This is a genomic window from Mesorhizobium sp. M0830, assembly GCF_040319965.1.
Taxonomy (GTDB): domain Bacteria; phylum Pseudomonadota; class Alphaproteobacteria; order Rhizobiales; family Rhizobiaceae; genus Mesorhizobium.
Genome location: NZ_JAMYOR010000011.1, coordinates 1 through 25,970, shown reverse-complemented (window position 1 = coordinate 25,970; position 25,970 = coordinate 1). Strand labels below are relative to the sequence as shown.

The following is a 25,970-nucleotide window of genomic DNA, read 5'->3' as shown; positions in this document are numbered from 1 at the left end:
CGCAGGTCCTCCCCGGTGATGACTGCGGAAAGTGTCAGGCCGAAGCCTTGTCGATGTATTTCACCGCATCGCCGACGGTCAGGATGGTCTCGGCTGCGTCGTCGGGAATCTCGACGCCGAATTCTTCTTCGAACGCCATGACGAGTTCGACCGTGTCAAGGCTGTCGGCGCCCAGATCATCGATGAAGCTCGCCTGATCCGTCACTTTGTCAGCATCGACGCCAAGGTGCTCGATGACGATCTTCTTGACGCGCTCTGCGGTGTCACTCATTTGGGCATCCTCGTCTTTTGTTTGTCTGTCTTCGTTAGCGGGCAGAATGCCGCTAATCAAGCTGAAAGATGGTCCTGCCGGAAACGCAACGGCTACGGACCGGTTTTTGCCCGAACCGCCGGGTTGCGGGCCGCATTACACGAAAATCGGCTGAGGTCCAAGCCGAAATGGGCCTTCTCTGATGACTTTGAACGGGTTCCGACGCGACCCTGCTCCATCCCATCCGTCGCATATCAAAACGGGCTTCCTGGGCATGCCGACCACCCAGACGAAAATCAACATTGGCGATAGGCCGCTAACTGAAAAGTTACTCGGCCATGGTAGCGTTAATGATTCCGCCAAGAAATGGCGCCTCGGCAACGGTGGCGCCGGCTTGCGATAACAAGAAAAGGAGTGGACGCATGTCATCCTTGCTCAACAAAAGACGCCTGACGATCAAGCGCTGCCTAGTCATACTGGCGGTTTTCGCACTTGGCATTCTGCCTGCGCGGGCATTGGAATCCATAAAGCTCCCAGAACCGCCGGACACAGTTGCTTTCAATATCCAGATGAACGGTGAATCGACTCCGATCACGTTGAGGCAGTTGGAGAAGCTCGGCCTCTATAGGATCACCACCCCAAGCCCTTTCGAAAGCGGCCAGCTTACGTTTGAAGGCGTCCTGTTCAGCGATGTGCTCAAGCTGGTTGGATTGGAAGGCAAGGATTCTGTTGTTCTGCGAGCCGTCGACGACTATGTGCAGATAATTCCGAGAGAGGATTGGACCGACGGTCCTCTCCTGCTCGCCACGCGACAGGACGGAAAGTTACTGACCCGACGCACCCAGGGTCCCACCCGGCTCGTATACCCCCTCAATGACTATCCTAGCTTCGATACACCGATTCGCAAACCACGATGGGTCTGGCTGATCAAGGCGATCGAATCCGGCAACTAGCGCCCGCGTGACCTTGATGGCAAGGTTTGGAAAGACGGGCTGGCGAGTTCCGGTTACATACGGGACAGCTATAGCTGCGGCAGTGGCCTGTTCGGGCATCTTGATCACGGTGTTGTTTCTCAGCATCAGCAAGATAGAGTCCTCGCTGCCCCGGTTCGGGTTTTTCGCCATCCGCGAATTCCACATCGCCATACGCGACGTGACGCACTTGCGGGATATGGTTTCGCTCGCTCAAGCTGCGCCCACGTCCGCAGCAAGCCTCGATCAGCTATTGGCGGCAAATGATCTGGTTTATGTCCGCTTCGAGCGGGTCGACGGCAGTGGAACGAGTCGCGAAATTCCTGCCTATGCGGCGATCGTGCCGCGCGTCAACGACTCAGTAACGCGGATTGATGCGCTGATCGCGGCCGGGCTACCTCTCGATGCAGACAGATTGAAGGAAATGGGGCTTGAACTCGATCAGATCGTAGCCCGAATGAATGATGAGTATTATAAATTCGGCGAACAGGTAAACGCCGATCTCTACGCCTCGGAAATCAGCCTGAATAGATTTAATTATCAGATAGCCGTCGCATTGGCGATCTTGTCACTACTTGCAATCGGAACGGCAGTGTTGCTTATCGGCCGCCGCGAGACCATAAAGAAACTGGAATTTCTGGCTTGGCGTGACGCGACTACTGGTCTGAAGAATCGTGCCTGGATGTCGGCCAACAGAGACGATTTGCTGGATCAGGCGAAGCTAGCTGGCAAGCAACTCCATCTTTACCTGATCGACCTCGATCATTTCAAGAATGTGAACGATACGTTCGGCCATCACGTTGGCGATCTCCTGCTGAAAGCCGTCGCCGAAACCCTGCAGTTGATCGAACGTCCCGGCGATGTATTTGCTGTTCGACTGGGTGGAGACGAGTTCGCCATCATCGAGATTGGAGTGGCGCATGCGGCCGAAAAAGCTCTCGGCAATCGTCTTCGGGAGCAACTGAATGGGTTTGCCGAATTGGAAGGCCATCAAGTTCGAGTTGGCGCAAGCATCGGCATGGCCAGTTTTCCGGAGCATGGTGCGGACATTTCAACCTTGATGCGCAATGCGGACAGCGCTCTCTACGCCGCAAAAGCCCAGGGGCGAGCTGATCTGGTTACATTTTCTCCTGCAATCCTCAGCCAAATCGATGTGCAACTTGGTGAAGAGGCCGCAATCAAGCGAGCGCTTAATTGCGACGAATTTTTCCTGGTCTGGCAACCGCAATTCGAGTTGGCAACCGGCCGCATGACCGGTGCCGAGGCCCTGGTCCGCTGGCGCGACCCGATCTCAGGGGCGATTCGGCCGCCAATATCGTTTATTCCAACAGCCGAACGAAGCGACCTGATTTTGGAACTAGACAAATTGGTCTTGAGCAAGGCTTGCCGGCAGGCAGCGCAGTGGCTGCCCATTTGCCCGGAGGACTTTGTCTGCTCGGCAAATGTTTCAGGCAAGAGTCTTCAGAACGACGTCTACTTCACCCACCTGGTTGAAGTGTTGCGACAAACGGGACTGCCGGCGTCACGTCTGCAGCTGGAAATCACTGAAGGGGTGTTTGTCCAGAACAGCCGAAGCGCCTTGCATATCCTGACCGAAATTCGAAACATCGGAGTCAGTTTGGCCCTCGACGATTTTGGCTCCGGCTATGCGAGTTTCGGCTATCTCGCCGATTTCAACCTGGATCAGTTGAAGATCGACCGGTCGTTCTTGAGCGATTTGGCGTCGTCCCCGAAAAAGCAGAATGTGGTGCGAGGGATCATAGCGCTGGCCAATTCGCTCAGCCTGACAGTCGTGGCCGAGGGGGTGGAAAACGAAGCGCAGCTAGATTTTCTGATCGCTGAACAATGCCACCGCGCTCAAGGGTTCTTCATGTCGAAGCCCATCGAAGAAACCGTGCTGACAAATCATATGATTGCCCGGCGCGGCAGGACGAGAAGCGCAGGAAAATTCAAGCTGAGCCTCTCCGCCTAGTCATTGTTCGAAGCCTCATCCCGAACAAAGCGGATGCGCGGGGAAGTGCCACAGTCCGGTCAGATCATCGCCATGCCACCGTTTACATGGATGGTCTGGCCCGTGACGTAGGCGGCTTCGTTGGAGGCGAGATAGGCGACGGCGGACGCGACTTCAACGCTGGTGCCCATGCGGCGCGTCGGGATCGCCGCCATGATCGCCTCTTTCTGCTTGTCGTTGAGCTTGCCGGTCATCGCCGATTCGATGAAGCCCGGGGCGACGCAGTTGACGGTGATGTTGCGGGTGGCGATCTCCTGCGCCAGTGATTTGGAAAAGCCGATCATGCCGGCCTTGGAGGCGCAGTAGTTGGTCTGGCCGGGATTGCCGGTGACGCCGACGACCGAGGTGATGTTGATGATGCGCCCGTGGCGGCGGCGCATCATCGGATGGGTGAGCTCGCGGGTCAGCCTGAACACTGCGGTCAGATTGACCTCGAGCACGGTATCCCAGTCGGCATCCGACATGCGCACGAATAGCCCGTCCTTGGTGATGCCGGCGTTGTTGACGAGGATGTCGACGCCTTCGAGATCGGCCTCGGCCTTCTGGCCGAGCGCCTTGACCTCGTCACGGTTCGACAAATTGGCTGGGAACAGCTTGACCCGGTCGCCAAGCTCGGCAGCCAGCGCTTCGAGTTTCTCGACGCGGGTGCCATGCAGGCCGACGATCGCGCCTTGCGCATGCAGCACCCTAGCGATGGCCTCGCCGATGCCCCCGGACGCACCGGTAACGAGCGCCTTGCGGCCGGTCAATTCGAACATGTCTCAATCCTCTTCTGAAATCGGACAGCCCGTGAATTGGCTATCTGTAAACGTCGCCGCGATGGCCTATCGTCACCACCAGAATTACGAGCCGGCTGTCCTGCACATCACAGATAATTCGATAATCCCCAACCCGATACCTCCAAAAGGTCGCAAGCGGACCCTTCAGCGGTTTGCCAGCCTCCCGTGGATTGTCGAGAGCGGCGATACGGTTCTCGATGAAGTCGCGAATTCGGGTGCGTGTTTGCGGATCCAGCTTTTCGACGAATTTGCGCGCCGAGCGGGCATATTCAAGCGTCCAGGCCACGCCAGAAGTCCTCTGGCTTCATGACATCCTCGTCACCGCGTCTGATCCGTTCCAGGACCTCCGCCGCGAGATAATAGTCCTCAATGTCCTCAAGACCGCGTTCGATAAGCTCACGTAGATAGTAAGCTTTGCTCCGGCCGGTCTTGGTCGCGAGGAAATCCAAGCGTTCTTCGATTTCGGGAGCAAGTCGGATCGAGGTCGGCATACCACTCTCCATGTGAATACATGTATTCATGTATCGTCATGACGTCAGGATTTCAAGCCTGGTGTGCGTAGGTCAACTCAACGCGGCTAGCACTGCCTCGACCTCGGCCGCGGAGCCGACCGACGCGGCGGCGATGTCGCGGTTGATGCGCCGCGCCAATCCTGAAAGCACCTTTCCGGCGCCGATCTCATAAAGCGTGGTGACTCCGTTTGCCCCAAGCCATTCCACCGTCTCGCGCCAGCGCACGCGGGAGACCACCTGCTCGACCAGACGCCGCGCGATCTCGTCGGGGTCGTTGGTCGGGGTGACGGTGACATTGGAGACGATGGGCACCACCGGCGCGGCCTTCGTCACGCTGGCCAGCGCCTCGCGCATGATCTCGGCCGCGGGCGTCATCAGCGCCGAGTGGAAGGGCGCAGACACCTGCAGCATCAGCGCGCGCTTGGCTCCCTTTTCAGTGCACAGTTTTGCCGCCAGTTCCACTGCGGCTCTTGCACCGGAAATGACCAACTGGCCACCACCATTGTCGTTCGCCACCTGGCAGACAGAGCCCTTCCCGGACGCTTGGGCGGCCTCGGCGCAGGCAGCTTCGACATCGGCCTGCTCCAGTCCGATGATCGCCGCCATAGCGCCCTCGCCGGCCGGCACCGCCGCCTGCATCGCGTTGCCACGGATGCGCAGGAGCCGGGCGGCATCGGCAACCGAAACGAAGCCTGCCGCCGCGAGCGCCGAATATTCGCCCAGCGAATGGCCCGCGACATAGGCGACTTTGCCTTTCAGCGACAAACCACGCGCTTCCAGCGCCCGGATCGCGGCCAGCGACACCGCCATCAGCGCCGGTTGCGCATTGGCGGTCAGCGTCAACGTCTCTTCCGGTCCTTCCCAGATCAGCTTCGACAGGTTTTCGCCGAGCGCGTCATCGACCTCCTGGAAAATCCTGCCCGCCTCCGGAAAGGCGTCGGCGAGATCCTTGCCCATGCCGACAGCTTGGCTGCCTTGTCCAGGAAAGGTGAATGCAACGGCCATGCGAGGGCTCCCAAGGGTTGGTTTTGCTTGCCTGGTAGACGAGTTTTGCTTGCCTGTGACGCAAGGCAGGCTGCCAAGTCAAGCCACTTCAACCCTTCCTGACGGCAGTGTCACCCGCCGAGTGCCTGTTCCGAAAAGCTTTTTGGGCGATCACACCTGATGAAAACCGCTCACGATTCGTTTGCTGGCTCTTCTTATTTTGCTTACAGGCGCTAGCATTGCGTGACAAATCCATGACAATCGAGTGACGTGTTGTCGCTGGGTGGGGAAATCAAAAGTGGCAAAGAGTTCAAAACGCGCCGGTAAGGCCGCGCCACAGTTCCTGGAAGACGACCCCTCCACCGGCTACCTGCCGGGCAGGAGATGGCCGGTCGTGCGCTATGGTCTGGTCAGCCTGGCCATCGCTGCCATCCTGGTGTTTGCCATCGAACTGATCGTGCGCGGCGACTTTGCCGGCACGGTCTCCTTCTTCCTGCAGCCGCTCAAGCCGGGCTGGACCACCATTGTCGTGTTTGCGCTGATCCTGGTTGGCCTCGATGCGGTGCTTGGGCGCAGCCACCAGAGCCTGATGATTGTCGCGCCGCTGACGCTTTCCCTTGCTTTCGTCGGTCACCAGAAATCTCACTATCTCGGCGATCCGCTCTATCCGACCGATTTCCTCTATGCCCGTCAGATCTTCGCGCTGTTGCCGCTGCTGGTGCGCGATCGGCCGATGACCGCGCTCGCCATGGTCGTCGGCATCGTCGCCGGCCTATCGCTGCTCGTCTACGGCTGGCGGCTGTGGCGCCGCAAGGTACCGGCGCTCAGCCGCAAGGGGCGCCTCGCCCGGCTGACGCTGGCAGTGCCGCTGCTCGCCTTCTTCGTTTCGATCATGGATTACGCCACCTTCTCCTGGACCAGGGATCGGCTGCAGATCATACCGATCATGTGGGACCAGAAGGAGAACTATGCCTCCAACGGTTTTGCGCTGGCCTTTGCCCTCAACGTGCCGATGGCGCATGTCTCGGCGCCACCGGGCTATTCCGACAAGGCAATTGCCGCGATCGGCAGGCCCGACGTAAGCGCCTCGGTACCGGCAGAGAAGCCCGACATCATCATCGTCATGAGCGAATCCTTCTGGGATCCGACCAAGCTGCCCGGAGTCAGCATCAAGCCAGATCCGATCCCCAACGTACGGGCACTGCGCTCGGGCTCTATGTTCTCGCCGGAATTCGGCGGCATGACCGCCAACATCGAGTTCGAGGCGTTGACCGGCTTCTCGAATGCGTTCCTGCCTGCCGGAAGCATCCCCTATCAGCAGTACGTGCGCACGCCGACGCCTTCGCTGGCAACTTTCCTCAAGAGCCAGGGTTACCGGGCGCGCGCCATCCACCCCGGCACGAACTGGTTCTGGAACCGTGGCGCGGTCTATGCTGATTTCGGTTTCAACGACTTCAAGTCGGAAGAGACGCTGCCGCCAATGCAAAAGCGCGGGCCGCTGGCATCGGACGCAGCGATGACCGACGAGATCATCAGCGAGGCGGACGCCAGCGACGAGCCGGTGTTCTTCTTTGCCGTCAGCCTGCAAAACCACGGCCCCTATGAGCCGAACCGCTACTACAATCCGACGCATACGGTGCAGGCGCCGATCAGCCAATGGGCGCGCGAATCGCTGCTTAGCTACGCCGAGGGCTCAGCCGACGCCGATCGTGGTCTTGAACGCCTCGTCGAATGGGCGAAGAAGCGCTCCCGCCCGACCGTGATCGCCTTCTTCGGCGACCATCTGCCGCCGCTGGGGCCGGTCTACGTCGAAACCGGGTTCCTCAAGGACAATGTCGCACCGCGCAAGGAAGCGTCGCCCGAGGCCGCCCTCGAACATCACGAGACGCCGCTGGTCATCTGGTCGAATCGCACCGGGTCGGCTCAAGACATAGGTGCCGTCAGCCCAGCCTTCCTGCCCTATCATATCCTGAAGACGGCCGGCATCACTCATCCCTACTACACCGGCTTCCTGGGTCAGATGAGCGAACGCTACCGCGTCGTCGACCGCAACCTGTTGCTGACGCCGGCTGGCGAGGCCACGCCCGATTGGGCGCGGCAGAAAGAGATCGACCCGGCGATCCGCGATTTCCGCCTTTTGCAGTACGATATGATGTTCGGCAAACGCAATGCGGCGCCCGACTTCTTCCCCGAAACGGTCGACAAGGTTGTCGCCCATACGAGTTGAACAGATTTGACCTTCCGGACCGGTTCGGCCGGGCGCTCAGTTCGTCAATTGCAGCTTCGTGAACTTGTTGGCGATCTGCAGGAACACATTCGGCAGCTTGGTCGGATCGTTCACGGCATAATAGTCGCTCGGGTTCGAAGCGCAGGCGCTGTAAAGCGTGCGGTTGGCGGCGGTGTCGGATTGCAGCACCATTGTGTAGATCTGCACGCCCTCGCTCTTCAATTGCGTACAAACGCTTTTGGTCCAGCCGTCGACATTGCGCGCAGCGGTCGTCTGGTTGTCCGATCCGAAACGACCACCCGCCAGATAGCCATAGGGTGTGTAGTCTGATTTTGTCGGCTGTTCGCTGGCGCCATAGACAACGTTCTCGCCATCGGTGAGCAATAGTACGATCTTGCTGATGCCAGGCGTCTTCCATGGCGCGCCACCGGTATAGGGCGCGCCAGGCGACAGCACCCGCATGCCCCATGACAAGCCTTCGGAAACATTGGTACCCGAGCCGTTCCACTCGGTCATCTCGCTTGCCGCCTTGCGAAGCTTGTCAAAATCGTTGGTGAGAGGGACGACCGGTGTGGGGCAAGAGCGGTTGGGACCAACGGTGATGCGCGACCCAGTCTCAGTGATGAGTTCCTTGGCGGGGGCAACATATTTGGCGATCTTTTCCTTGTCGGACTTGCCGGGCGTCGACACATCGCTGACGAGATCACTGAGATCGATGCCGAGAAGGTTGGTCTTCTTCTTGGCGAGCATGACCTTGTCGCTGACGTCGTCGAGATAGGAATTGTTGTAGTATCTAGCCGAATTGCCGTAGGAGCTAGACGGCATCTGGGCGTCTTCCGGATCGTCCGGCGCAAAATACGGAACGAACAGCGTGTCGGGCTTGTTCGGATCGGGCGGCGTGTCGGAAATATTGAAGGTGCCCGGTCGCGCCTCGACGCAACCTTTCCATCCGGTACCGTTCCATCCGGGCTCCGTCCATCCAGTCTCCTTGAGCTGTTTGAAGAGCGCCATGTGATTGGGACGCTTCCCGTCGATGGTCGGAAAGTTGGCGCCGTTGGTAGACGACTTGCCGTCCATATCGATCCAGGACGGGTCGAATTCGTCACCGTCGACGTTGACGGCTGTAACAAATGGAACCAGCGACGCGCGGACCTGGCGCGTCGGCGATTTTGTCGATTCGAGCGTATCGAGCAACGATTTGGTCGCCGTCCTCAGCGCCGTCATGCGCGCGCCGGCCATCGAGCCAGTGTTGTCCAGCACCAGCACGACTTCCAGCTGGTTGTTTGATTCGACGGCGGCAGCATCGACCGCGATGTGCTTGCTGTTGCCGAACAGGAAGGCAAAGTTCAGATTGACGTCCGCCGTGGCAACCGCCTTTGTCTTGATGAAATTGATGCCCTTGTCGACGCTCAACGTCGCCTGCGCATTTCCGAGTTCGCCGTGCCCGACGATATTGGCCTGGAAATAACGGTTGAAGGCGTCATTGCGGGTGACGTCGAGATCGCCAAGATGCGAAGAGGCAAGGTTTGCCCCATCGAGGGCATTCTGAAGATCGCTCTTGGCCCGCATGAGGGTGGAGACATCGGTTGCGAAACCGACGGCTGTCAGGATGACCGGCAGGCCCAGACCCATTACAAGCGAAAAATTGGCGCTCTTCGAGCGCCAGAACTTTTTGAGAATCATTCTTACCCCCGAAATGCCTGCCGCTTTTTGTCGCGGCTTGTCCGGTTTTTGCCCCTTCGATGATGAATCGACCGTTTACGGCGAGATTTCATCTCCCATCACGTGACTTTGTGGTTAAGGCGAAGTTGCGGAAAACCACAAACTCCGGCCACGGTTGCTGCTTGATTTTGGCCTCGCGCGACTCATAGAACGTCGTCTGCCCTTGCTTTGCAGGCGGATTGCTATATAGACGCCCGCAATCTGCCGGTCCTTGCTGGGGGCTGAACGGAGGGCCGGAGGTTTTTCGAAAACCTCCGTGTGATGCCAGAAGTGCTTCCGCCTCCCGTGTCTCCGCTCTCGACCGTCTCGACATGCTCCTTTCTTCCCCGATTTTGCGGGTCAGAGAAGTTGCAGAGGCTTTTGCCGCCGGGAACCGGGAGAGAAACGAAGAAAGGCATAAGACATAATGGCTCTTTACGAACATGTGTTTCTTGCCCGGCAGGACCTCTCGCAGCAGCAGGTCGATGCGCTTGTCGAACAGTACAAGGGTGTCATCTCCGCGAATGGCGGGTCCGTCGGCCGGGTCGAGAACTGGGGACTGAAGTCCCTCACCTACCGGGTCAACAAGAACCGGAAGGCTTACTACACGCTGATGGACCTGAATTGCCCGCCGGCCGCGCTCAACGAGATGGAGCGCCAGATGGGTCTGTCCGAAGACGTGCTGCGTTTCCTGACCATCAAGGTCGAGGCGCATGAGGAAGGCCCGTCGGCCATGATGCAGAAGCGCGAAGAGCGCTCGGAACGCGGCGGCTTCGGCGATCGCGACCGTGGCGATCGTGGTCCGCGCTCGTTCGGCGACCGTGATCGCGGCGATCGTGGCGATCGTCCGCCGCGCTCGTTCGGCGACGCCGGTGCCGATCGTGGTCCGCGCCGTCCGCGCGAAGGCTTTGAAGGGGGTGCAGAATAATGGTCGACATCAACCAGATCCCGACCCGGCGCCCGTTCCATCGCCGCCGCAAGACCTGCCCGTTCTCCGGCGCCAACGCGCCCAAGATCGACTACAAGGACGTGCGTCTCCTGCAGCGCTACATTTCCGAGCGCGGCAAGATCGTGCCGTCGCGCATCACCGCCGTCAGCCAGAAGAAGCAGCGCGAACTCGCCAAGGCGATCAAGCGCGCCCGCTTCCTCGGCCTGCTGCCCTACGTGGTTCGCTAAAACCTGACCATGATCTCTGGACAAACGGTTTCCGTTTGTCCGAGAAAACCGGGATCCAGTTTTCGGGCTTATTATCTAGCATGCGGGCGGCTTGCCGCCCGCTCTTCTCCCACGGCGACGGGCGCCGCAGGGTTGAACAACAAATCCCGGGTTGAGGTCAAAAACCTCTAACTGCCGCGACAGGCAGGACAGCGACACCAGCGCCCCAGGCGTTCAAGCTTCCTGACCTGTTCCAATGACATTCGGCGTCGACCTCACCGATCGAGTGGCGCCCAACCGAAGGAACAAAACCATGGAAGTCATTCTTCTCGAACGCGTTTCCCGCCTCGGCCAAATGGGCGATACCGTCAAGGTAAAGGACGGCTTTGCCCGTAACTTCCTGCTGCCGCAGGGCAAGGCGCTACGCGCCAACGAAGCCAACAAGAAGAAGTTCGAAGGCCAGCGCGCCCAGCTCGAAGCCCGCAACCTCGAGCGCAAGTCGGAAGCCAGCCAGGTTGCCGAAAAGCTGGACGGCAAGAGCTTCATCGCCGTTCGCTCCGCCGGTGAAACCGGACAGCTTTACGGTTCCGTTTCGACCCGCGACATTGCCGACCTGCTCACGGCGGAAGGTTTCTCGGTCAACCGCAACCAGATCCTGCTCAATCAGCCGATCAAGACCATCGGTCTCACCAATGTGGCGATCGCGTTGCATCCGGAAGTCGAAGTCACGATCACGCTCAACATCGCCCGCACGGCCGACGAAGCCGAACGCCAGGCCAAGGGCGAGACACTGACCACCGCCGAAGCCATCTATGGCGACGACATCAACGACAATGCCCGGCCGGAAAACTTCTTCGACCCGAACACCGAATTCGAGGGTGGCGAAGACAACGCCTGACCATACGCCGCAGAGGATTGGAGCTTTGCTCCGATCACGATTGGAGCTTTGCTCCGATCACTTTGTCGGCATCCAGCCATACTGGACCAACGCCCGGGCCTCGCGCCCGGGCTTTTTTGTGCCAATGGAACTTTTCGAACCCCTATATATTGTTGCAGACTATAGCGTCGCGCGTCCTTTGGTCGCGTAAATGACGTTGTGAACTTTGGCTCGGCGCAAGGCTCCGCGGAAAATCGATTCCGATTCTCGCGGTTACGCGCCAAGACAGCCTGTCTGGCCGAGAGGGGACATTTGGTCATGAATATTCTGTTGAAGCGCGTTCTCGACCGCCTGGTGCGCACCGGCAACCTTAAGGTGACCGGCCCCAAGGGCGCGACGGTGGTTTTCGGCGACGGCAGCGGCGAACCGGTGCACATGCACATCAAGACCACGCATGCCGAGCGCGCCATCACCTTCGATCCGATGCTGGCGGTTCCGGAATCCTACATGGACGGCGAACTCGACATTCTCGAAGGTGGCGTGTTGGGCGTGATGCGCATCGCCTTCCAGAATATGGGCACCGGCGGTATCGACGCCACCTGGTCGAAAGCCATAGAAGGCCTGCGCCACGCGTTCCGCCGCCTGCAGCAGATCAACACCGCTTCGCGCTCGCGCCGCAACGTCCAGCGCCACTACGATCTGTCAGGCGATCTCTACCGGCTCTTCCTCGACGACGACATGCAGTATTCCTGCGCCTATTTCGAGCAACCGGACATGACGCTCGATGAAGCGCAGGCTGCCAAGAAACGCCATATCGCCGCCAAGCTCAGGCTGAAATCCGGCCAGACGGTGCTCGACATCGGCTCCGGTTGGGGCGGGCTCGGCCTCTACCTCGCCAAGGCGTTCGACGTCGACGTGCAGGGCGTGACATTGTCGACCGAACAGCATGGCGTCGCCACCGACCGGGCACACGCGCAAGGGCTGGAAAGCCGCGTGCATTTCGAGCTCAAGGACTACCGCGAGCTCAACGAGCGTTTCGACCGCATCGTCTCGGTCGGCATGTTCGAACATGTCGGCGTCAACCATTACCGCACCTTCTTCGACAAGAGCGCGACGCTGCTCAAGCCGGATGGCGTCATGCTGTTGCATACGATCGGCCGCTCCGGCGTGCCGTGGGCGACCAGCGCCTTCATCCGCAAATACATCTTCCCGGGCGGCTACATCCCCGCGCTTTCGGAGGTCATGCCGGCGATCGAGAAGTCGGGCCTGGTCGTCACCGACGTCGAAATCCTGCGGCTGCACTATGCCGACACGCTGAAGCACTGGGGCCAGCGCTTCGCCGCCAATCGCGACAAGGCCAAGGCAATTTATGACGAACGCTTCTGCCGTATGTGGGAATTCTACCTGGCAGCGTCGGAGGCCGCCTTCCGCTGGCAGGATCTGGTCATCTTTCAGATCCAGATCACCAAGAAGAACGACACGCTTCCGATGACACGCGATTACATCGCCAAGTGCGAAAAGACGCTTGAGATGCGCGATATGGGGCATCGCGAAACGGCACCGGTCAAAAAGAGCCCTGCTGCCAAGCCAGTTCGCCGCCGCAAGGTCGCGGATCCGGAATAAGCATTGCCGCTTGCCATTGTCGGCGCCTGCACTGAAAAAGGTCCCGTGATCGTCTCGAGACCTTTTTCATGACCTACGTCCTCTATGCCGCCGCCGCTCTGGCCGAGATCGCCGGCTGCTTTTCGTTCTGGGCCTGGTGGCGATTGGAAAAGTCGCCGCTTTGGCTGCTCCCCGGTTTGGCCTCGCTCGCGCTGTTCGGCTTCCTGCTGGCGCTGGTCGACACGAATGCCGCCGGCCGCGCTTACGCCGCCTATGGCGGCATCTACATTGCGGCGTCGCTTGGCTGGTTGTGGCTGGTGGAAGGCGTGCGACCCGACCGCTGGGATTTTGCCGGAGCGGCGCTCTGCATTGCCGGCGCCTCGGTGATCCTTCTCGCCCCGCGGGGCGCGTGAGATGGAACTGCCGGCGCCGCTTCGCCAAGGTGTAGAGCGCGTGCTCGAAAATGTTCCGCTGGCGACGCTGAAGCAAGCGGCAAAAACGCTGTCGGACCGCTACCGTGCCGAGTTGCGCGACGGCCGCATGCACATGGCCGAGGATCTGGCGGTCAAGGCCTATCTGGCGACGCGGCTGCCGGCGACCTATGCCGCGATCCGCGCCAGCCTCGACGCGCTGAGCGATGCCAAGCCCGACTTTCAACCCAGGAGCCTGCTCGACGTCGGCGCCGGCCCTGGTACGGTGCTTTGGGCCACGACCGACCAGTGGCCAGATCTCGAACAAGCGGTGCTGCTGGAAGCGAGCGCGGCGGTGCGCAAGGTGGGCGAGGTGCTGGCCGGCGACGCGATTGCCGCCCGGACCAGTTGGCTGGCCGGCGACGTCACCATCGATCTTGCCGGCATCGAGCCAGCCGATCTGGTGACGTGCGCCTATGTGCTGGATGAAATCGTTCCGGCATCCCTGCCGAAGCTCATCGACCGGCTCTGGCAGGTCACCGGCGACACGCTGCTGATCGTCGAGCCGGGCACTCCTGGCGGATGGCAACGCATCCTTGCCGTGCGCCGACAGTTGATCGAGGCGGGCGCGCATGTGCTTGCGCCTTGCCCGCATCAGGCGCCCTGCCCGCTTGCCCAGCCCGACTGGTGCCATTTCTCCCGCCGCGTCGCCCGCTCGCGCCTGCACCGGCTGGCCAAGGACGCCGACGTGCCTTGGGAAGACGAGAAGTTCATCTATGTCGCGGCTTCCCGCGACGCGCCCACCTCGTGCCAGGCACGAGTTCTTGCGCCGCCGAAATCCGGCTCCGGCAAGGTTCTGCTCAAGCTTTGCAGGGAAGACGGCACTGCCGCCGAGCGCTTGTTCACCAAGCGTGACGGCGCCGACTTCAAGCTCGCCCGGCGGCTGGGTTGGGGTGACAGGCTGAACAAAACCCCAATATGACCAGCGTAACTGTTCTTGCTTTGTTCTGACGAGTCAGATACGAATCAGTGCCCTGTCGAGTCAAACGGAATCGGGGCACGGGCATACTCTCCTGTGGACGATTGGTCGTTCCTGTGAACAACGGGCATCGAGGCTCTTTGGTCGCGCAGTGATGCAGAAAGGTCAGCATCGACTCATCTCGTTCTGATATCGAAGGTCGGGATTAAAATCGGGGACATCATGGCAGAGGCAGCGCGAAAATTCGGCGTCGCGGAAACACCACTTTATCGGGAAGCGCCAAACAACATCGAGGCCGAGCAGGCGCTGCTCGGCGCCATTCTCGTCAACAACGACGCCTTCTACCGGGTCTCGGACTTCCTCAAGGCCAGCCACTTTTACGAGCCGCTGCACCGCAAGATCTATGAGGTGGCGTCCGAATTCATCCGCATGGGCAAGGTCGCGACGCCGATAACGCTAAAGACGTTCCTGCCGGCCGACGAGAAGGTCGGCGATATGACGATGGCGCAATATGTCGTGCGGCTGGCGGTCGAGGCAGTCACCGTCGTCAACGCTACGGACTATGGCCGGGCCATCTATGACCTTGCCACGCGCCGCGCGCTGATCACCGTCGGCGAGGACATGGTCAATATCGCCTATGACGCGCCGGTCGACATGGCGCCGACCGAGCAGATCGAGGATGCCGAGCGGCGGCTGTTCGAGCTGGCCGAAAACGGCCGCTACGATGGCGGTTTCGAAAGCTTTTCCGATGCCTTGAAGAACGCCGTCGACATGGCCAGCGCGGCTTATATGCGCGATGGCCACCTGTCCGGCATCGCCACCGGCCTGCGCGATCTCGACCATCGCATGGGCGGCCTGCAGCCGTCGGATTTGATCATCATCGCCGGCCGCCCGGGCATGGGCAAGACGTCGCTGGCCACCAACATCGCCTACAACATCGCCGCCGCCTATGAGCCCGCCCAGCAGGCTGACGGCTCGGTCAAGGCGGCCAATGGCGGTGTCGTCGGCTTCTTCTCGCTCGAAATGTCGTCGGAGCAGCTGGCCACCCGCATCATCTCCGAGCAGACCGAGATCCCGTCTTCCAAAATCAGGCGTGGCGACCTGACCGAAGCCGATTTCGGCAAGCTCGTCGCCTACACGCAAGAGAACCACAAGCGCCCGCTCTACATCGACCAGACGGGTGGTATTTCGATCGCCCAGCTCGCGGCGCGCGCCCGCCGCCTCAAGCGCCAGCGCGGGCTGGATCTGATGGTTATCGACTATATCCAGCTGATGCAGGGTTCATCAGCCAAGGCGTCGCAGAACCGCGTCCAGGAAATCACCGAGATCACCACCGGGCTGAAGGCGCTCGGCAAGGAGCTTGGCGTGCCGATCATCGCGCTCTCACAGCTTTCGCGCCAGGTCGAAAGCCGCGACGACAAACATCCGCAGCTGTCGGACCTGCGCGAATCGGGCTCCATCGAGCAGGACGCCGACGTGGTGCTGTTCGTGTACCGCGAGGAATATTACATCAAGAACAAGGAGCCGGAGAAAGGCACGCCCGAGCACCTCGCCTGGGAAACGAAGATGATCGAAGTCCAGGGCAAGGCCGAAGTGATCATCGCCAAGCAGCGCCACGGACCGACCGGCACCGTCAGCCTTGCCTTCCAGGGCGAATTCACCCGCTTCTCCGACCTTGCCGAGGAGCATCACCTGCCGGAAAGGTTCGAGTGACCTATTGAGACAGGTCTCGTTTCCTGGCGCCCCCCTCTGTCCTGCCGGACATCTCCCCCTCCAGGGGGGAGATCGCATGTCATCGACCCTTTCGCCAATTTTTGGCGCTGAAAAGTACGCGCAAGCGCTGAAGCTGCAAATCTCCCCCCTTGAGGGGGGCGCTGCCCCACCAGCCCGTCACCGCGTGGCATCTCTCTGATGGCCAAGTCGCGCGTACAATTCATCTGCCAGAGTTGCGGATCGGTGCATCAGCGCTGGGCCGGCAAATGCGATGCCTGCGGCGAGTGGAACACGCTGGTCGAGGAAGGCACATCCGGCGGCATCGGCTCGGGCCCGGCCAACACGCGCAACGCCCGTAAAGGTCGCGCGGTGGTGCTGACCACGCTGTCGGGCGACATCGAGGACGCGCCGCGCATCAGCTCGGGCATTGGCGAGCTCGACCGCGCCACCGGCGGTGGTTTCGTGCGCGGCTCCGCGTTGCTGGTCGGGGGCGATCCCGGCATCGGCAAATCGACGCTGCTCACGCAGGCAGCCGCCGCGCTGGCGTCAAAGGGTCACCGCATCGTCTATGTCTCGGGCGAAGAGGCGGTCGCGCAGATCAGGCTGCGGGCGCAACGGCTTGGTGTCGCCTCCTCTCCGGTGGAGCTTGCCGCCGAGACCAATGTCGAAGACATCCTCGCCACGATAGCCGACGGCAAGCGGCCCGACCTCGTCATCCTCGATTCGATCCAGACACTGTGGACCGACCTCGCCGATTCGGCGCCAGGCACCGTCACCCAGGTGCGCGCCGCCGCCCAGGCGATGATCCGCTATGCGAAGTCCACGGGGGCGGCGATCGTGCTTGTCGGCCACGTCACCAAGGAAGGCCAGATCGCCGGGCCGCGCGTCGTCGAGCATATGGTCGACGCCGTGCTCTACTTCGAAGGCGAAGGCGGCCATCATTATCGCATCCTGCGTACGGTGAAAAACCGTTTTGGACCGACCGATGAAATCGGCGTCTTCGAAATGTCGGACAAGGGCCTGCGCGAGGTCGCCAACCCATCCGAGCTTTTCCTTGGCGAACGCCATGCCAAATCGCCGGGCGCGGCGGTTTTCGCCGGCATGGAGGGGACAAGGCCAGTGCTGGTCGAGATCCAGGCGCTGGTGGCGTCCTCCTCGCTCGGCACGCCGCGCCGTGCCGTGGTCGGCTGGGACGGCGCGCGGCTGTCGATGATCCTGGCGGTTCTCGAAGCCCATTGCGGCGTGCGCTTCGGCAGCCACGATGTCTATCTCAACGTCGCCGGCGGCTATCGCATTTCGGAGCCCGCGGCCGATCTGGCGGTGGCGGCGGCCCTGGTTTCCTCGCTCACCGGTCTTGCCCTTCCCGCCGATTGCGTCTATTTCGGCGAAATCAGCCTTTCGGGCGCCGTGAGGCCGGTTGCGCATGCGCAACAGCGCCTCAAGGAAGCCGAAAAGCTGGGTTTTGGAAGCGCGGTTCTGCCCTCGGGCAGCGGCGAGCTGGCTTGGGGGATCGGGGCCGGATCCTTCCAGCCGACCGAGCTTGCCGACCTGGTGGCACGCATAGCCGGCTCACGCCGAAGCCGCGTGGACGAGGAAGATTAGGGCATCGGACCCAGAAGCGGGAAACGGCTTTGGGAAACCCAATGCTCCGCGCTATAATGCGGCTCATGGAGTGGGGCGAAAGACATGCCGATTACGCTGCTTGACGGAATTCTCGTCGGCTTCACTCTGGTCTCGGCGATGCTCGCCATGGTTCGCGGCTTCTCGCGCGAGGTCCTGTCCGTCGTCTCCTGGGCGGCAGCGGCAGCGGCGGCGTTCTTCTTCTACAAGCCGGTCCTGCCCTACCTCGCGCCCTACATCGAGAATGAAAAGATCGCGATGGCGGCATCCGCCGGCGTCGTCTTCATCATCGCGCTGATGGTCGTCTCGATCATCACAATGAAGCTTGCCGACTGGATCATCGATTCCAGGATCGGCGCGCTCGACCGCACGCTCGGCTTCCTTTACGGCGCCGCGCGCGGCATCCTGGTCGTTGCCGTCGCACTGCTGTTCTTCAACTGGCTGGCCGGCGCCAAGGCACCGGCCTGGGTCACGGAGGCCAAGTCGCGGCCATTGCTCGAGCAGATCGGCGCCAAGCTCGAGAGCCTGCTGCCTGAGGATCCCGAAAACGCGATCATGAAGAAGCTCAACCCGAATCAGCCGGCCGCAGAGACGCCCGCAGCTCCGGACGCCCCGGCGGCAGATGCTCCAGCGGGCGGCGACGATGCGAACACGCCGGCGCCTGACGACAATGACACAGGAACGCCTCCGGCCGACAACGCCCCGGCCAATCCGGCGCCGGCTGCACCGGCAAACTGACGCCCGAAATGGGCGCCGGGACTTGACCATGGTGTGAACGGCTGCACGGAGCGCGTTGCTTTCGACGCCAACCGGCATTATATGGCGATTTTAGCGGAGCTTAAGATGGCAGACGCAGACGACGTGCTTTCCGCCGAGGCCGACGACCATTTCCACGACGAATGCGGCGTGTTCGGCATTTTCGGCCGGCAGGATGCTGCGGCTATCGTCACATTGGGCCTGCATGCGCTGCAGCATCGCGGCCAGGAAGCGGCCGGCATCGTTTCCTACGACGGCAGCCAGTTCCACGTCGAACACCATGTCGGCCTGATCGGCGACACCTTCACCAAGCAGCGCGTCATCGACAGCCTGCAAGGCAACCGCGCCATCGGCCATACGCGCTACGCCACCACCGGCGGCGCCGGCATGCGCAACATCCAGCCTTTCTTCGCCGAACTCGCCGATGGCGGCTTTGCCGTCGCTCACAACGGCAATTTGACCAATGCCATGACCGTGCAGCGTGCGCTGCAGAAGCAAGGCGCGATCTTTTCCTCCACCTCCGATACCGAAACGCTTTTGCACCTCGTCGCCACCAGCAAGGAGCGCGACTTGAACTCGCGTTTCATCGATGCTGTGCGGCAGGTCGAGGGCGCCTTCTCGCTGGTGGCAATGACGGCCAAGAAGATGATCGGCTGCCGCGATCCGCTCGGCATCCGGCCGCTGGTGCTCGGCGATCTCGACGGCGCCTGGATCCTGGCTTCCGAAACCTGCGCGCTCGATATTATCGGTGCGCGTTTCGTGCGTGACCTGAAGCCCGGCGAGATGGTCGTCGTCACGTCCAAGGGCATTGAAAGCCTGTTCCCCTTCGAGCCGCAGAAGACCCGCTTCTGCATCTTCGAATATGTCTATTTCGCGCGACCGGATTCGTCGGTCGAAGGCCGCAACGTCTATGAGGTGCGCAAGCGCATCGGCGCCGAGCTGGCGGTCGAAAGTCCGGTCGAGGCCGACATCGTCGTGCCGGTGCCGGATTCCGGCACGCCGGCGGCGATCGGCTTTTCGCAGGCGGCCGGCATTCCGTTCGAGCTCGGCATCATCCGCAATCACTATGTCGGCCGCACCTTCATCCAGCCGGGCGATTCGATCCGCCACATGGGCGTCAAGCTGAAGCACAATGCCAACCGCCGCATGATCGAGGGCAAGCGCGTGGTGCTGGTCGACGACAGCATCGTGCGCGGCACCACCAGCCAGAAGATCGTGCAGATGGTGCGCGACGCCGGTGCCAAGGAAGTGCATATGCGCATCGCATCGCCGCCGACGCGCGCCTCCTGCTTCTACGGCGTCGACACGCCGGAGAAGTCGAAGCTTCTGGCATCGCGCATGTCGGTTGAAGAAATGGCCGAGTTCATCCGCGTCGATTCGCTCGGCTTCCTCACCATCGACGGGCTTTACCGTGCCGTGGGCGAGGCCAGCCGCGACAACGACCAGCCGCAATTCTGCGACGCCTGCTTCACCGGCCAGTACCCGACTCGCCTGCTCGACTTCGAAGGCCACGACAATGTGCGCACGCTGTCGCTGCTGGCGACGAGCGGGACGTAGGGCCTTGCTGCAACTGTGAATTTCGCCGGTTTGCAAATTTCGCCGCGATCACTTTGTTGCGGCCTCCTCGAAGCAGCCGATCTCCCCCCTTGCGGGGGAGATGCCCGGCAGGGCAGAGGGGGGTGCTGTCCCTCCATCCTGTCCATCAATTCCAGCCGCGCGCGTGGCCGGGTTCTCTCTCGGGGTCGGATCATTTCGAAAATTGGCGATCCTTCACACCCCCCTCTGTCCTGCCGGACATCTCCCCCGCATGGGGGGAGATTGCGCTCCCACCTCCGCTTTCGCCAAATATGCAGGCTGACGAGGCAGAGCCAAGTCCGAGTTAGAACGCTAGCCCTCGGAGTTGCCCGTTGACCCGTCCCCTCGACCTTACCGGCCGCGTTGCGGTCGTCACCGGCGCCTCGCGTGGCATCGGCTATTTCATCGCCAAGGAATTGGCTGCCGCAGGCGCCCATGTCGTCGCGGTGGCGCGCACTGTCGGCGGCCTGGAAGAGCTTGACGATCAGATCAAGGCTGCCGGTGGCCAGGCGACGCTGGTGCCGCTCGACCTCGCCGACATGGCCGGCATCGACCGGCTGGGCGGCGCCATCCACGAACGCTGGGGCAAACTCGACATTCTCGTCGCCAATGCCGGCGTGCTCGGCGTCATCTCGCCGATCGGTCATGTCGAAGCAAGAACCTTCGAGAAGGTGATGACCATCAACGTCACCTCGACATGGCGGCTGATCCGCTCGGTCGACCCGCTGCTGCGGCTTTCCGACGCCGGGCGAGCGATCATCCTGTCATCCAATGCCGCGCACTCGGCCCGCGCGTTCTGGGCGCCCTACGCAGCGTCCAAGGCGGCGGTCGAGACGATGATGCGTTCCTGGGCGCATGAGACGCAGAGCCTGCCGCTGCGCGTCAATGCAGCCGACCCCGGCGCCACCCGGACCGCCATGCGGGCGCAGGCGGTGCCCGGCGAGGATCCGGCGACGCTGCCGCACCCCTCGGAGATCGCCAAGCTCATCGTACCGCTGGCGAGCCCCGACTTGAAGGAGACCGGGCTGATCTTCCAGGCCAAGCACAACCGCTTCGTCGCCTATCGGCAGCCGGAATAGTCGCACTCGCGCGGGCGGTAGCGTGACAAACCCGCCGCCTCATCACGCGGCTGTGATGTGACGGCTAGAGGCTGCGCCGCGGCCATGCTTTCGTCACTTCCGTGGAGTTGGTAGGATCACAGCGACTCCCACAACAAGCGCCCAACTGGCAGAACGAGGAAATCCCAATGGCAACGACCGCAGCGTTGGTCTGGTATCTGGTAATCGCCGGCCCGCAGGGCGGCATGGTCGTCCTGCCCAGCACCTTCGACAAGCGCGAACAATGCACCGCCGCCATCGCTGAGTATCAGAAGCAGCCGACACCGGCCGGCTGGTCGGTGCAATGCGTGCCGAGCGCCTCGCCCTTCACCGACGAGGGCGATGCGGAAGAACCGTCAGCGCAGTAAGCGTCAGCGCCGAGCTGAAACCGTCAGTTCCGGCTTCTGGTTGATGGTCTGGAACACCACGCAATAGCGCTCGGTCAGCTTCAGCAGTGAGTCTACCCGCTCCTGCGGCTCATCGGTGTCGAGGTTGAAATTGAGCCGAATGGCGCGAAAGCCGACCGGGGCATCTTTTGCCACACCGAGCGTGCCGCGAAAATCGAGGTCGCCTTCTGCTTCCACCGTGGCGGCGCCGATCTTGAACTCAAGCGCCGTCGCCACCGCCTTCAGCGTCACCCCGGCGCAGGCCACCAGCGCTTCCAGCAACATGTCGCCCGAGCAGAGCTCAAGCCCCGAGCCACCTGTTGCCGGATGCAGCCCGGCGATGGCGAGCGCCCTGCCCGTCTCCACCTTGCAGGCGACCGACTGGTCGTCGATCGAGCCCTTGGCGCGAAGCGTGATCAGGGCCTGCGAAGCGTCGTCGCGATAGGCCTGCTTCAGCGGCGCCTGCATGGCCTTCAGTTCGGTCGCATCCATGCTTTCTCCCTTTCGTCGACTGTCTCGTACAGTCGAGATTTGCGCCGATCACCACGGGAAGGCAATGTTGTTCATCGCCACTGCATACAAGCCAGCCGCCAAGACGCGGTCGGAGCCAAGCAGCCCGCTCGTCGCCGCCGAGAAGCGAGCCGACAATTCTTCGGGCGTCGCGGCCATTGCCGCGGCCGCCAAACCCGCCGCTCTCGAATGGCAGCCACGTCACGCCGGCTTTCGCCTACCACCAACGCAGCCAGGCCGTGGCCGGCGAAGCTGCCAGTCCCCTTTTCCCAAGAGAGTCCGGCAGGACGAAGGGAGAAGGAACACGGCAGCGTCAGTTGTTCAACCACACAGCCATTTCCTTTGACTTCGATCATCTAGGCCATACCTATGCGGGAGTTGTTCTCGCGGAGCCATCATGCCGGTCAAGCTGAAACTGATCTTCCTTATCCTCCCGGTGCTTGCCGCCCTGGCGCAGCCCGCCCTGGCTGAAACGGCGGAGCGGCCGGCACCCTCGGGCGGCGTGCTGTCCCTGCTGCCGCCGCCGCAGATCACCAGGCACTCGATCACCCTCGCCGGGCGCAAGCTGGATTATCAGGCAAAGGCCGCCACCTTGTCGCTGCTTTCGGGCAAGGGTGATGTCACGGCGGAGATCTTCTATGTCGCTTACACGCTGGAGCCACCGGCAAAGGCGGCCAAAGACCCGCAGCGGCCGATAACCTTCGTGTTCAATGGCGGCCCCGGAGCAGCGTCCGCCTATCTGCATATCGGAGCACTCGGTCCGCGTATTATCGCAACGGGAGCCGAAGGCGAATTCCTGCCCCCGCCGCAAAGACTCATCGATAATCCGGACAGCTGGCTCGACATGACCGATCTCGTCTTCGTCGATCCGGTCGGGACAGGATACAGCCGCGAGGCACCGGGCCAGGACACGCACGACTTCTGGGGCGTCAACCAGGATGCCAGTTCGGTCGGCGCCTTCATCCGGCTCTACTTGGCGCAGAACGGCCGCACCGGATCGCCGCTGTTCCTCGCCGGCGAAAGCTATGGCGGGTTCCGGGCGGCGCTGCTTGCCAGGACATTGCAGGAAGATATCGGCATTAGTCCGAACGGCATCGTGCTGATCTCCCCGGCGCTGGAGTTCACGTTGGTGCAGCCCGACGAATTCGAGCCGCTGCATTGGGCACTCGAACTGCCTTCGCTGGCGGCGGTGCGCCTGCGCGCCGAAGGCGTCAGCGGCGATGCGTTGCGAGAGAAGCTGGCGGAAGTCGAACAATATGCGCTGGGAGATTACCTCACGGCGCTCACCAGCGGACTGGAGCAAGGCAGGCGGCTGGCGAGCCAACGCGTGGCTGACATTACCGGCCTGCCGCTCGACCTCGTGCAGCGGAACTCCGCCCGCATACCGACCGGCCTGTTCGCAAGGGAGTTCGCCCGTGCCAGCGGCAAAGTGCTCAGCCCATACGACGCCATGATCGGCACGGCGGACATCGCGCCCGAGAGCGCCCGCATCGCCGGCCCGGATCCCGTGCTCGACCGGAGCGTCCCGGCGTTAACGTCGGCTTTCGTCGGCTATATCAGCAACGAGTTGAATTTCCGCACCGATGTCAGCTATCGGCTGCTGAATGGCGAAATCAGCCACAATTGGGATTACGGGACCAGCGCCTCACGGCAAGGCTATGCCGGGGTGATGAATGATCTGCAAAAAGCACGCTCGCTGAACCCTTCGCTCGGCGTCGTGATCGTCAACGGCTACACCGACCTGGTCACGCCTTACCTCGCCTCGCGTTACCTGGTGAACCAGATCTCGTCGCTCGCCAATGCCAAGCCGATCCATCTCGATGTCGTCGAGGGCGGGCACATGATGTATTTCAGATCCGATGGTCGGCGCGCCCTGAAAGAAGCCGCCTCGGAGCTCTATCAGGTAACGCAATAAGCTTTGTGACAGCTCAGCTCGCCATGGAACGCTGCCTCAGCACGGTTGGCGTTGCATCGACTTTCGCCCGTATGGCGCACGCAGCCGATCCTGTGGCGGAGGCCGATCCCGGCGGCCGAATCCGGATTGCTCTGCTCGGCCGAAGTGCGGTTCGCGGTCCGGTTTGCCTTTCTGTTCCTGGGCGGATTGCACCAGTCGCCAGCATGATAGGCGGCGCTATGGTGTTGTGCGCTGTGTTTGCCATGCTGGGCGGGATTGGCTGATGGCCCGCTCGCAACGCATGACGTCAAATATTCTTAAAAAAAGTTACACAGTCGTGGAACCATTATCCGGGTCAGGCATTGTTGGTGCGACGGGCCATCCCCAAGTCCCCCCAAACCCCTCGGCCCGTCCTACTCTCAGCCGACCGCAAGGTCGGCTTTTTCTTTGCCGTTCAGCCGGTCGACGAGGCAAGGTTGCGACTGAGCAGTGTCGCCAGATCGCCCGCCGGACCATCGTTGCCGGCGCGCAGCCTGATCGCGAATTCAGCCGTCGGAACCTGTGGCAGGCCAAGCTCGCGCGGCGTCTCGACAATGCCGGAATGGGCAAAGCGGGCCGTTCGCAGCGTCAACGCGACGCCGGCGTTCACCGCCGTGCGCAAGCCGGCCAGACTGGCACTTCCGGCAGCAATGCGGTAGCGGCGGCCGGCCGCATCGAGCGCGGCAAGTGCCGCTTCGCGAAAGCCGCAATACGGATCGAGCAGCGCCAGCGGCAGTTCCTCCTGCCGCGAGGCCAAGCCTTTTTGCGAGCACAGCCATATCATCGGCTCACGCAGAACGCCGACTTCGTCCGGCACTGCCGCCTGGCGCATGACGATCGCCAGATCGAGTCCGCCGGACTGTAGCGCCTGCGCCAGTTCGGCGGAGCGGCCGACACGCAGTTCGATCCTGACGCGCGGGTGACTGACGGCGAAGGCACGCAGCAGGTCCGGCAGGCCGCTATCGGCGAAATCCTGTGTCGTGCCGATGGCGACGCGCCCGGCAGCGCGTGCCCCCTTCATCGCCAGCCATGCCTCCCGATGGGCGGCAAGGATACGCCTGGCATGGCCGACGAGGTCCTCACCCGCCGGCGTCAGGCCGCGGCCCCGCCCTTGCGGCGCCAGTAGCGGCTCGCCGACGATTTCCTCCAGCCGCTGCATCTGGGCGGTAACCGCCGAGGGCGAACGGCCGACATTTGAAGCCGCCTGGGCCAGTGAGCCGCTGTCGACGAACGCTAGGAAGGTTCTGAGCAGATCGGGATCAAGCGTTTCCATAATTTGATAATATCGAACTTTCAGTCAAAAACAATTCGATTTTCTTGACTGAATAGGGGTGACATAGTCCCGTCCAGCGGCGATCAGACGCCGCTCGAACCAAGGAGAAGAGAAATGCCCATCATCAACATCAGCGTCACCGGCAGGCCTGACGCGGCTCTTTCCACTCGCATCGCAAAAGAAGTCACCGAAATCACCGCCACGCAGCTGCGCAAGGATCCGACGATCACCGCGGTTGCCATATCCTACATCGATCCGCAGCACTGGTTCGCCGGCGGCAAGTCGCTGGCCGAGGACGGCACCCATACGTTCTGGCTTGATATCAAGGTGGTTGACGGCACCAACACCAAGCTCGAGCTGGAGGCCTATCTCAAAGCGATCTTTGCGGCCTTCGGCCGCCTGTTGGGCGGCGTGCATGAGGAAAGTTATGCCTTCGTGCACGAAGTGCCGGCGGCGGCCTATGGCTATGGCGGCAAGACGCAGGAATTCCGTTTCATCAGCGGACGGTTGAAGGCGGCGTGAATACAGACCATTTTCGCGCGGGGCGAGAAGGTAAGCTTGCCCCAGGGCGGAATCATGAATCGTTAACGCTCTGGTAACCAAGCGGGATTCTGTTGGCCGGGAAGGAGACCGGCGATGGACGCAAGCT

General features: G+C 61.8%; 26 protein-coding genes and 1 pseudogene. 18 read left to right on the top strand and 9 right to left on the bottom strand.

Annotation, left to right across the window (positions count from 1 at the left end; all coding sequences use genetic code 11):
- Positions 1-34 precede the first annotated feature (34 nt).
- A complete protein-coding gene (locus NKI20_RS09130; protein WP_023761599.1) occupies positions 35-271 on the bottom strand; it encodes an acyl carrier protein in 237 nt (78 codons plus the stop codon).
- Positions 272-672: 401 nt separating this feature from the next.
- On the opposite strand from NKI20_RS09130, the gene NKI20_RS09125 reads away from it, so the two are divergent.
- Positions 673-1,203, top strand: a complete 531-nt coding sequence (locus NKI20_RS09125; RefSeq protein ID WP_352829973.1) for a putative pterin-binding protein — start codon at positions 673-675, stop codon at positions 1,201-1,203.
- 16 nt (positions 1,204-1,219) lie between these two features.
- Positions 1,220-3,193: a putative bifunctional diguanylate cyclase/phosphodiesterase gene (locus NKI20_RS09120; RefSeq protein WP_352830100.1), complete on the top strand. Its 1,974-nt coding sequence runs from the start codon at positions 1,220-1,222 to the stop codon at positions 3,191-3,193.
- 59 nt (positions 3,194-3,252) lie between these two features.
- Here NKI20_RS09120 and fabG read toward each other — a convergent pair whose 3' ends face one another.
- The 4 genes from fabG to fabD all read right to left on the bottom strand — a co-directional run bounded on the left by fabG (position 3,253) and on the right by fabD (position 5,528).
- The gene (gene fabG / locus NKI20_RS09115; RefSeq protein ID WP_352829971.1) at positions 3,253-3,990 is read right to left on the bottom strand and encodes a 3-oxoacyl-[acyl-carrier-protein] reductase; all 738 of its coding nucleotides are present in this window, start codon (positions 3,988-3,990) and stop codon (positions 3,253-3,255) included.
- A gap of 40 nt (positions 3,991-4,030) precedes the next feature.
- A complete protein-coding gene (locus NKI20_RS09110) occupies positions 4,031-4,297 on the bottom strand; it encodes a type II toxin-antitoxin system RelE family toxin (protein WP_352829970.1) in 267 nt (88 codons plus the stop codon).
- Entirely contained in the window at positions 4,281-4,502 is a 222-nt protein-coding gene (relB, locus tag NKI20_RS09105; RefSeq protein ID WP_031260840.1) for a type II toxin-antitoxin system RelB family antitoxin, read from the bottom strand. The genes NKI20_RS09110 and relB overlap by 17 nt, the downstream gene beginning before the upstream one ends.
- 72 nt (positions 4,503-4,574) lie before the next feature.
- Positions 4,575-5,528: an ACP S-malonyltransferase gene (fabD, locus tag NKI20_RS09100; RefSeq protein WP_352829969.1), complete on the bottom strand. Its 954-nt coding sequence runs from the start codon at positions 5,526-5,528 to the stop codon at positions 4,575-4,577.
- A gap of 277 nt (positions 5,529-5,805) precedes the next feature.
- On the opposite strand from fabD, the gene NKI20_RS09095 reads away from it, so the two are divergent.
- Positions 5,806-7,734, top strand: coding sequence for an LTA synthase family protein (locus NKI20_RS09095; RefSeq protein ID WP_352829967.1), 1,929 nt, complete (start codon positions 5,806-5,808; stop codon positions 7,732-7,734).
- 36 nt (positions 7,735-7,770) lie between these two features.
- Here NKI20_RS09095 and NKI20_RS09090 read toward each other — a convergent pair whose 3' ends face one another.
- The gene (locus tag NKI20_RS09090) at positions 7,771-9,417 is read right to left on the bottom strand and encodes a pilus assembly protein TadG-related protein (RefSeq protein ID WP_352829965.1); all 1,647 of its coding nucleotides are present in this window, start codon (positions 9,415-9,417) and stop codon (positions 7,771-7,773) included.
- A gap of 445 nt (positions 9,418-9,862) precedes the next feature.
- On the opposite strand from NKI20_RS09090, the gene rpsF reads away from it, so the two are divergent.
- The 12 genes from rpsF to NKI20_RS09030 all read left to right on the top strand — a co-directional run bounded on the left by rpsF (position 9,863) and on the right by NKI20_RS09030 (position 21,587).
- Entirely contained in the window at positions 9,863-10,363 is a 501-nt protein-coding gene (gene rpsF / locus NKI20_RS09085) for a 30S ribosomal protein S6 (RefSeq protein ID WP_023761609.1), read from the top strand.
- Positions 10,363-10,611, top strand: coding sequence for a 30S ribosomal protein S18 (gene rpsR, locus NKI20_RS09080; RefSeq protein WP_006203718.1), 249 nt, complete (start codon positions 10,363-10,365; stop codon positions 10,609-10,611). Before rpsF ends, rpsR begins: the two co-directional genes overlap by 1 nt.
- 292 nt (positions 10,612-10,903) lie before the next feature.
- On the top strand, positions 10,904-11,488 hold the full coding sequence (gene rplI / locus NKI20_RS09075; RefSeq protein WP_031260841.1) for a 50S ribosomal protein L9: 585 nt from the start codon (positions 10,904-10,906) through the stop codon (positions 11,486-11,488).
- 297 nt (positions 11,489-11,785) lie between these two features.
- Positions 11,786-13,090, top strand: coding sequence for a cyclopropane fatty acid synthase (locus tag NKI20_RS09070; RefSeq protein WP_352729808.1), 1,305 nt, complete (start codon positions 11,786-11,788; stop codon positions 13,088-13,090).
- A 68-nt stretch (positions 13,091-13,158) separates the two neighbouring features.
- Positions 13,159-13,482 carry a YnfA family protein gene (locus tag NKI20_RS09065; RefSeq protein WP_352599144.1) on the top strand — a complete coding sequence of 108 codons (324 nt, stop codon included), beginning with the start codon at positions 13,159-13,161 and terminating at the stop codon, positions 13,480-13,482.
- Between the two features lies 1 nt (position 13,483).
- Positions 13,484-14,461, top strand: a complete 978-nt coding sequence (locus tag NKI20_RS09060; RefSeq protein ID WP_352829962.1) for a small ribosomal subunit Rsm22 family protein — start codon at positions 13,484-13,486, stop codon at positions 14,459-14,461.
- Between the two features lie 219 nt (positions 14,462-14,680).
- Positions 14,681-16,171, top strand: a complete 1,491-nt coding sequence (locus tag NKI20_RS09055) for a replicative DNA helicase (RefSeq protein WP_023761614.1) — start codon at positions 14,681-14,683, stop codon at positions 16,169-16,171.
- A 198-nt stretch (positions 16,172-16,369) separates the two neighbouring features.
- On the top strand, positions 16,370-17,773 hold the full coding sequence (radA, locus tag NKI20_RS09050) for a DNA repair protein RadA (protein ID WP_352599148.1): 1,404 nt from the start codon (positions 16,370-16,372) through the stop codon (positions 17,771-17,773).
- Between the two features lie 84 nt (positions 17,774-17,857).
- Positions 17,858-18,529 (top strand): CvpA family protein, encoded by a 672-nt coding sequence (locus tag NKI20_RS09045; RefSeq protein ID WP_023761616.1) that lies wholly within the window; start codon positions 17,858-17,860, stop codon positions 18,527-18,529.
- Between the two features lie 105 nt (positions 18,530-18,634).
- Positions 18,635-20,104 (top strand): amidophosphoribosyltransferase, encoded by a 1,470-nt coding sequence (gene purF, locus NKI20_RS09040; RefSeq protein ID WP_023761617.1) that lies wholly within the window; start codon positions 18,635-18,637, stop codon positions 20,102-20,104.
- Positions 20,105-20,454: 350 nt separating this feature from the next.
- A complete protein-coding gene (locus tag NKI20_RS09035; RefSeq protein ID WP_352829959.1) occupies positions 20,455-21,201 on the top strand; it encodes an SDR family NAD(P)-dependent oxidoreductase in 747 nt (248 codons plus the stop codon).
- A gap of 167 nt (positions 21,202-21,368) precedes the next feature.
- Positions 21,369-21,587, top strand: coding sequence for a hypothetical protein (locus tag NKI20_RS09030; protein ID WP_023761619.1), 219 nt, complete (start codon positions 21,369-21,371; stop codon positions 21,585-21,587).
- A 3-nt stretch (positions 21,588-21,590) separates the two neighbouring features.
- Here NKI20_RS09030 and NKI20_RS09025 read toward each other — a convergent pair whose 3' ends face one another.
- Both NKI20_RS09025 and NKI20_RS09020 read right to left on the bottom strand, forming a co-directional pair.
- Positions 21,591-22,097: an OsmC family protein gene (locus tag NKI20_RS09025; protein ID WP_023761620.1), complete on the bottom strand. Its 507-nt coding sequence runs from the start codon at positions 22,095-22,097 to the stop codon at positions 21,591-21,593.
- Positions 22,098-22,145: 48 nt separating this feature from the next.
- On the bottom strand, positions 22,146-22,274 hold the full coding sequence (locus tag NKI20_RS09020; protein WP_023761621.1) for a hypothetical protein: 129 nt from the start codon (positions 22,272-22,274) through the stop codon (positions 22,146-22,148).
- A 238-nt stretch (positions 22,275-22,512) separates the two neighbouring features.
- On the opposite strand from NKI20_RS09020, the gene NKI20_RS09015 reads away from it, so the two are divergent.
- Both NKI20_RS09015 and NKI20_RS09010 read left to right on the top strand, forming a co-directional pair.
- The gene (locus NKI20_RS09015; RefSeq protein ID WP_352829957.1) at positions 22,513-24,030 is read left to right on the top strand and encodes a S10 family peptidase; all 1,518 of its coding nucleotides are present in this window, start codon (positions 22,513-22,515) and stop codon (positions 24,028-24,030) included.
- A gap of 99 nt (positions 24,031-24,129) precedes the next feature.
- Positions 24,130-24,325, top strand: a pseudogene (locus NKI20_RS09010) (DMT family transporter); the annotation flags it as partial.
- A gap of 138 nt (positions 24,326-24,463) precedes the next feature.
- On the opposite strand, the gene NKI20_RS09005 reads toward NKI20_RS09010, so the two are convergent.
- On the bottom strand, positions 24,464-25,321 hold the full coding sequence (locus NKI20_RS09005) for a LysR substrate-binding domain-containing protein (RefSeq protein ID WP_023761623.1): 858 nt from the start codon (positions 25,319-25,321) through the stop codon (positions 24,464-24,466).
- 114 nt (positions 25,322-25,435) lie between these two features.
- Here NKI20_RS09005 and NKI20_RS09000 point away from each other — a divergent pair, with 114 nt between their 5' ends.
- Entirely contained in the window at positions 25,436-25,843 is a 408-nt protein-coding gene (locus tag NKI20_RS09000; RefSeq protein WP_023761624.1) for a tautomerase family protein, read from the top strand.
- Positions 25,844-25,970 lie beyond the last annotated feature (127 nt).

Bases quoted from the DNA above. Each gene is read 5' to 3' on its own strand.
- radA (WP_352599148.1), top strand. From the start codon at position 16,370: ATGGCCAAGTCGCGCGTACAATTCATCTGCCAGAGTTGCGGATCGGTG.
- NKI20_RS09025 (WP_023761620.1), bottom strand. From the start codon at position 22,097: ATGGATGCGACCGAACTGAAGGCCATGCAGGCGCCGCTGAAGCAGGCC.
- NKI20_RS09015 (WP_352829957.1), top strand. From the start codon at position 22,513: ATGCCGGTCAAGCTGAAACTGATCTTCCTTATCCTCCCGGTGCTTGCC.
- NKI20_RS09125 (WP_352829973.1), top strand. From the start codon at position 673: ATGTCATCCTTGCTCAACAAAAGACGCCTGACGATCAAGCGCTGCCTA.
- NKI20_RS09065 (WP_352599144.1), top strand. From the start codon at position 13,159: ATGACCTACGTCCTCTATGCCGCCGCCGCTCTGGCCGAGATCGCCGGC.
- NKI20_RS09045 (WP_023761616.1), top strand. From the start codon at position 17,858: ATGCCGATTACGCTGCTTGACGGAATTCTCGTCGGCTTCACTCTGGTC.
- purF (WP_023761617.1), top strand. From the start codon at position 18,635: ATGGCAGACGCAGACGACGTGCTTTCCGCCGAGGCCGACGACCATTTC.
- NKI20_RS09060 (WP_352829962.1), top strand. From the start codon at position 13,484: ATGGAACTGCCGGCGCCGCTTCGCCAAGGTGTAGAGCGCGTGCTCGAA.
- fabG (WP_352829971.1), bottom strand. From the start codon at position 3,990: ATGTTCGAATTGACCGGCCGCAAGGCGCTCGTTACCGGTGCGTCCGGG.
- NKI20_RS09030 (WP_023761619.1), top strand. From the start codon at position 21,369: ATGGCAACGACCGCAGCGTTGGTCTGGTATCTGGTAATCGCCGGCCCG.
- rpsR (WP_006203718.1), top strand. From the start codon at position 10,363: ATGGTCGACATCAACCAGATCCCGACCCGGCGCCCGTTCCATCGCCGC.
- fabD (WP_352829969.1), bottom strand. From the start codon at position 5,528: ATGGCCGTTGCATTCACCTTTCCTGGACAAGGCAGCCAAGCTGTCGGC.
- NKI20_RS09130 (WP_023761599.1), bottom strand. From the start codon at position 271: ATGAGTGACACCGCAGAGCGCGTCAAGAAGATCGTCATCGAGCACCTT.
- NKI20_RS09055 (WP_023761614.1), top strand. From the start codon at position 14,681: ATGGCAGAGGCAGCGCGAAAATTCGGCGTCGCGGAAACACCACTTTAT.
- rplI (WP_031260841.1), top strand. From the start codon at position 10,904: ATGGAAGTCATTCTTCTCGAACGCGTTTCCCGCCTCGGCCAAATGGGC.
- NKI20_RS09090 (WP_352829965.1), bottom strand. From the start codon at position 9,417: ATGATTCTCAAAAAGTTCTGGCGCTCGAAGAGCGCCAATTTTTCGCTT.
- NKI20_RS09000 (WP_023761624.1), top strand. From the start codon at position 25,436: ATGCCCATCATCAACATCAGCGTCACCGGCAGGCCTGACGCGGCTCTT.
- NKI20_RS09005 (WP_023761623.1), bottom strand. From the start codon at position 25,321: ATGGAAACGCTTGATCCCGATCTGCTCAGAACCTTCCTAGCGTTCGTC.
- rpsF (WP_023761609.1), top strand. From the start codon at position 9,863: ATGGCTCTTTACGAACATGTGTTTCTTGCCCGGCAGGACCTCTCGCAG.
- NKI20_RS09020 (WP_023761621.1), bottom strand. From the start codon at position 22,274: ATGGCCGCGACGCCCGAAGAATTGTCGGCTCGCTTCTCGGCGGCGACG.
- relB (WP_031260840.1), bottom strand. From the start codon at position 4,502: ATGCCGACCTCGATCCGACTTGCTCCCGAAATCGAAGAACGCTTGGAT.
- NKI20_RS09120 (WP_352830100.1), top strand. From the start codon at position 1,220: ATGGCAAGGTTTGGAAAGACGGGCTGGCGAGTTCCGGTTACATACGGG.
- NKI20_RS09070 (WP_352729808.1), top strand. From the start codon at position 11,786: ATGAATATTCTGTTGAAGCGCGTTCTCGACCGCCTGGTGCGCACCGGC.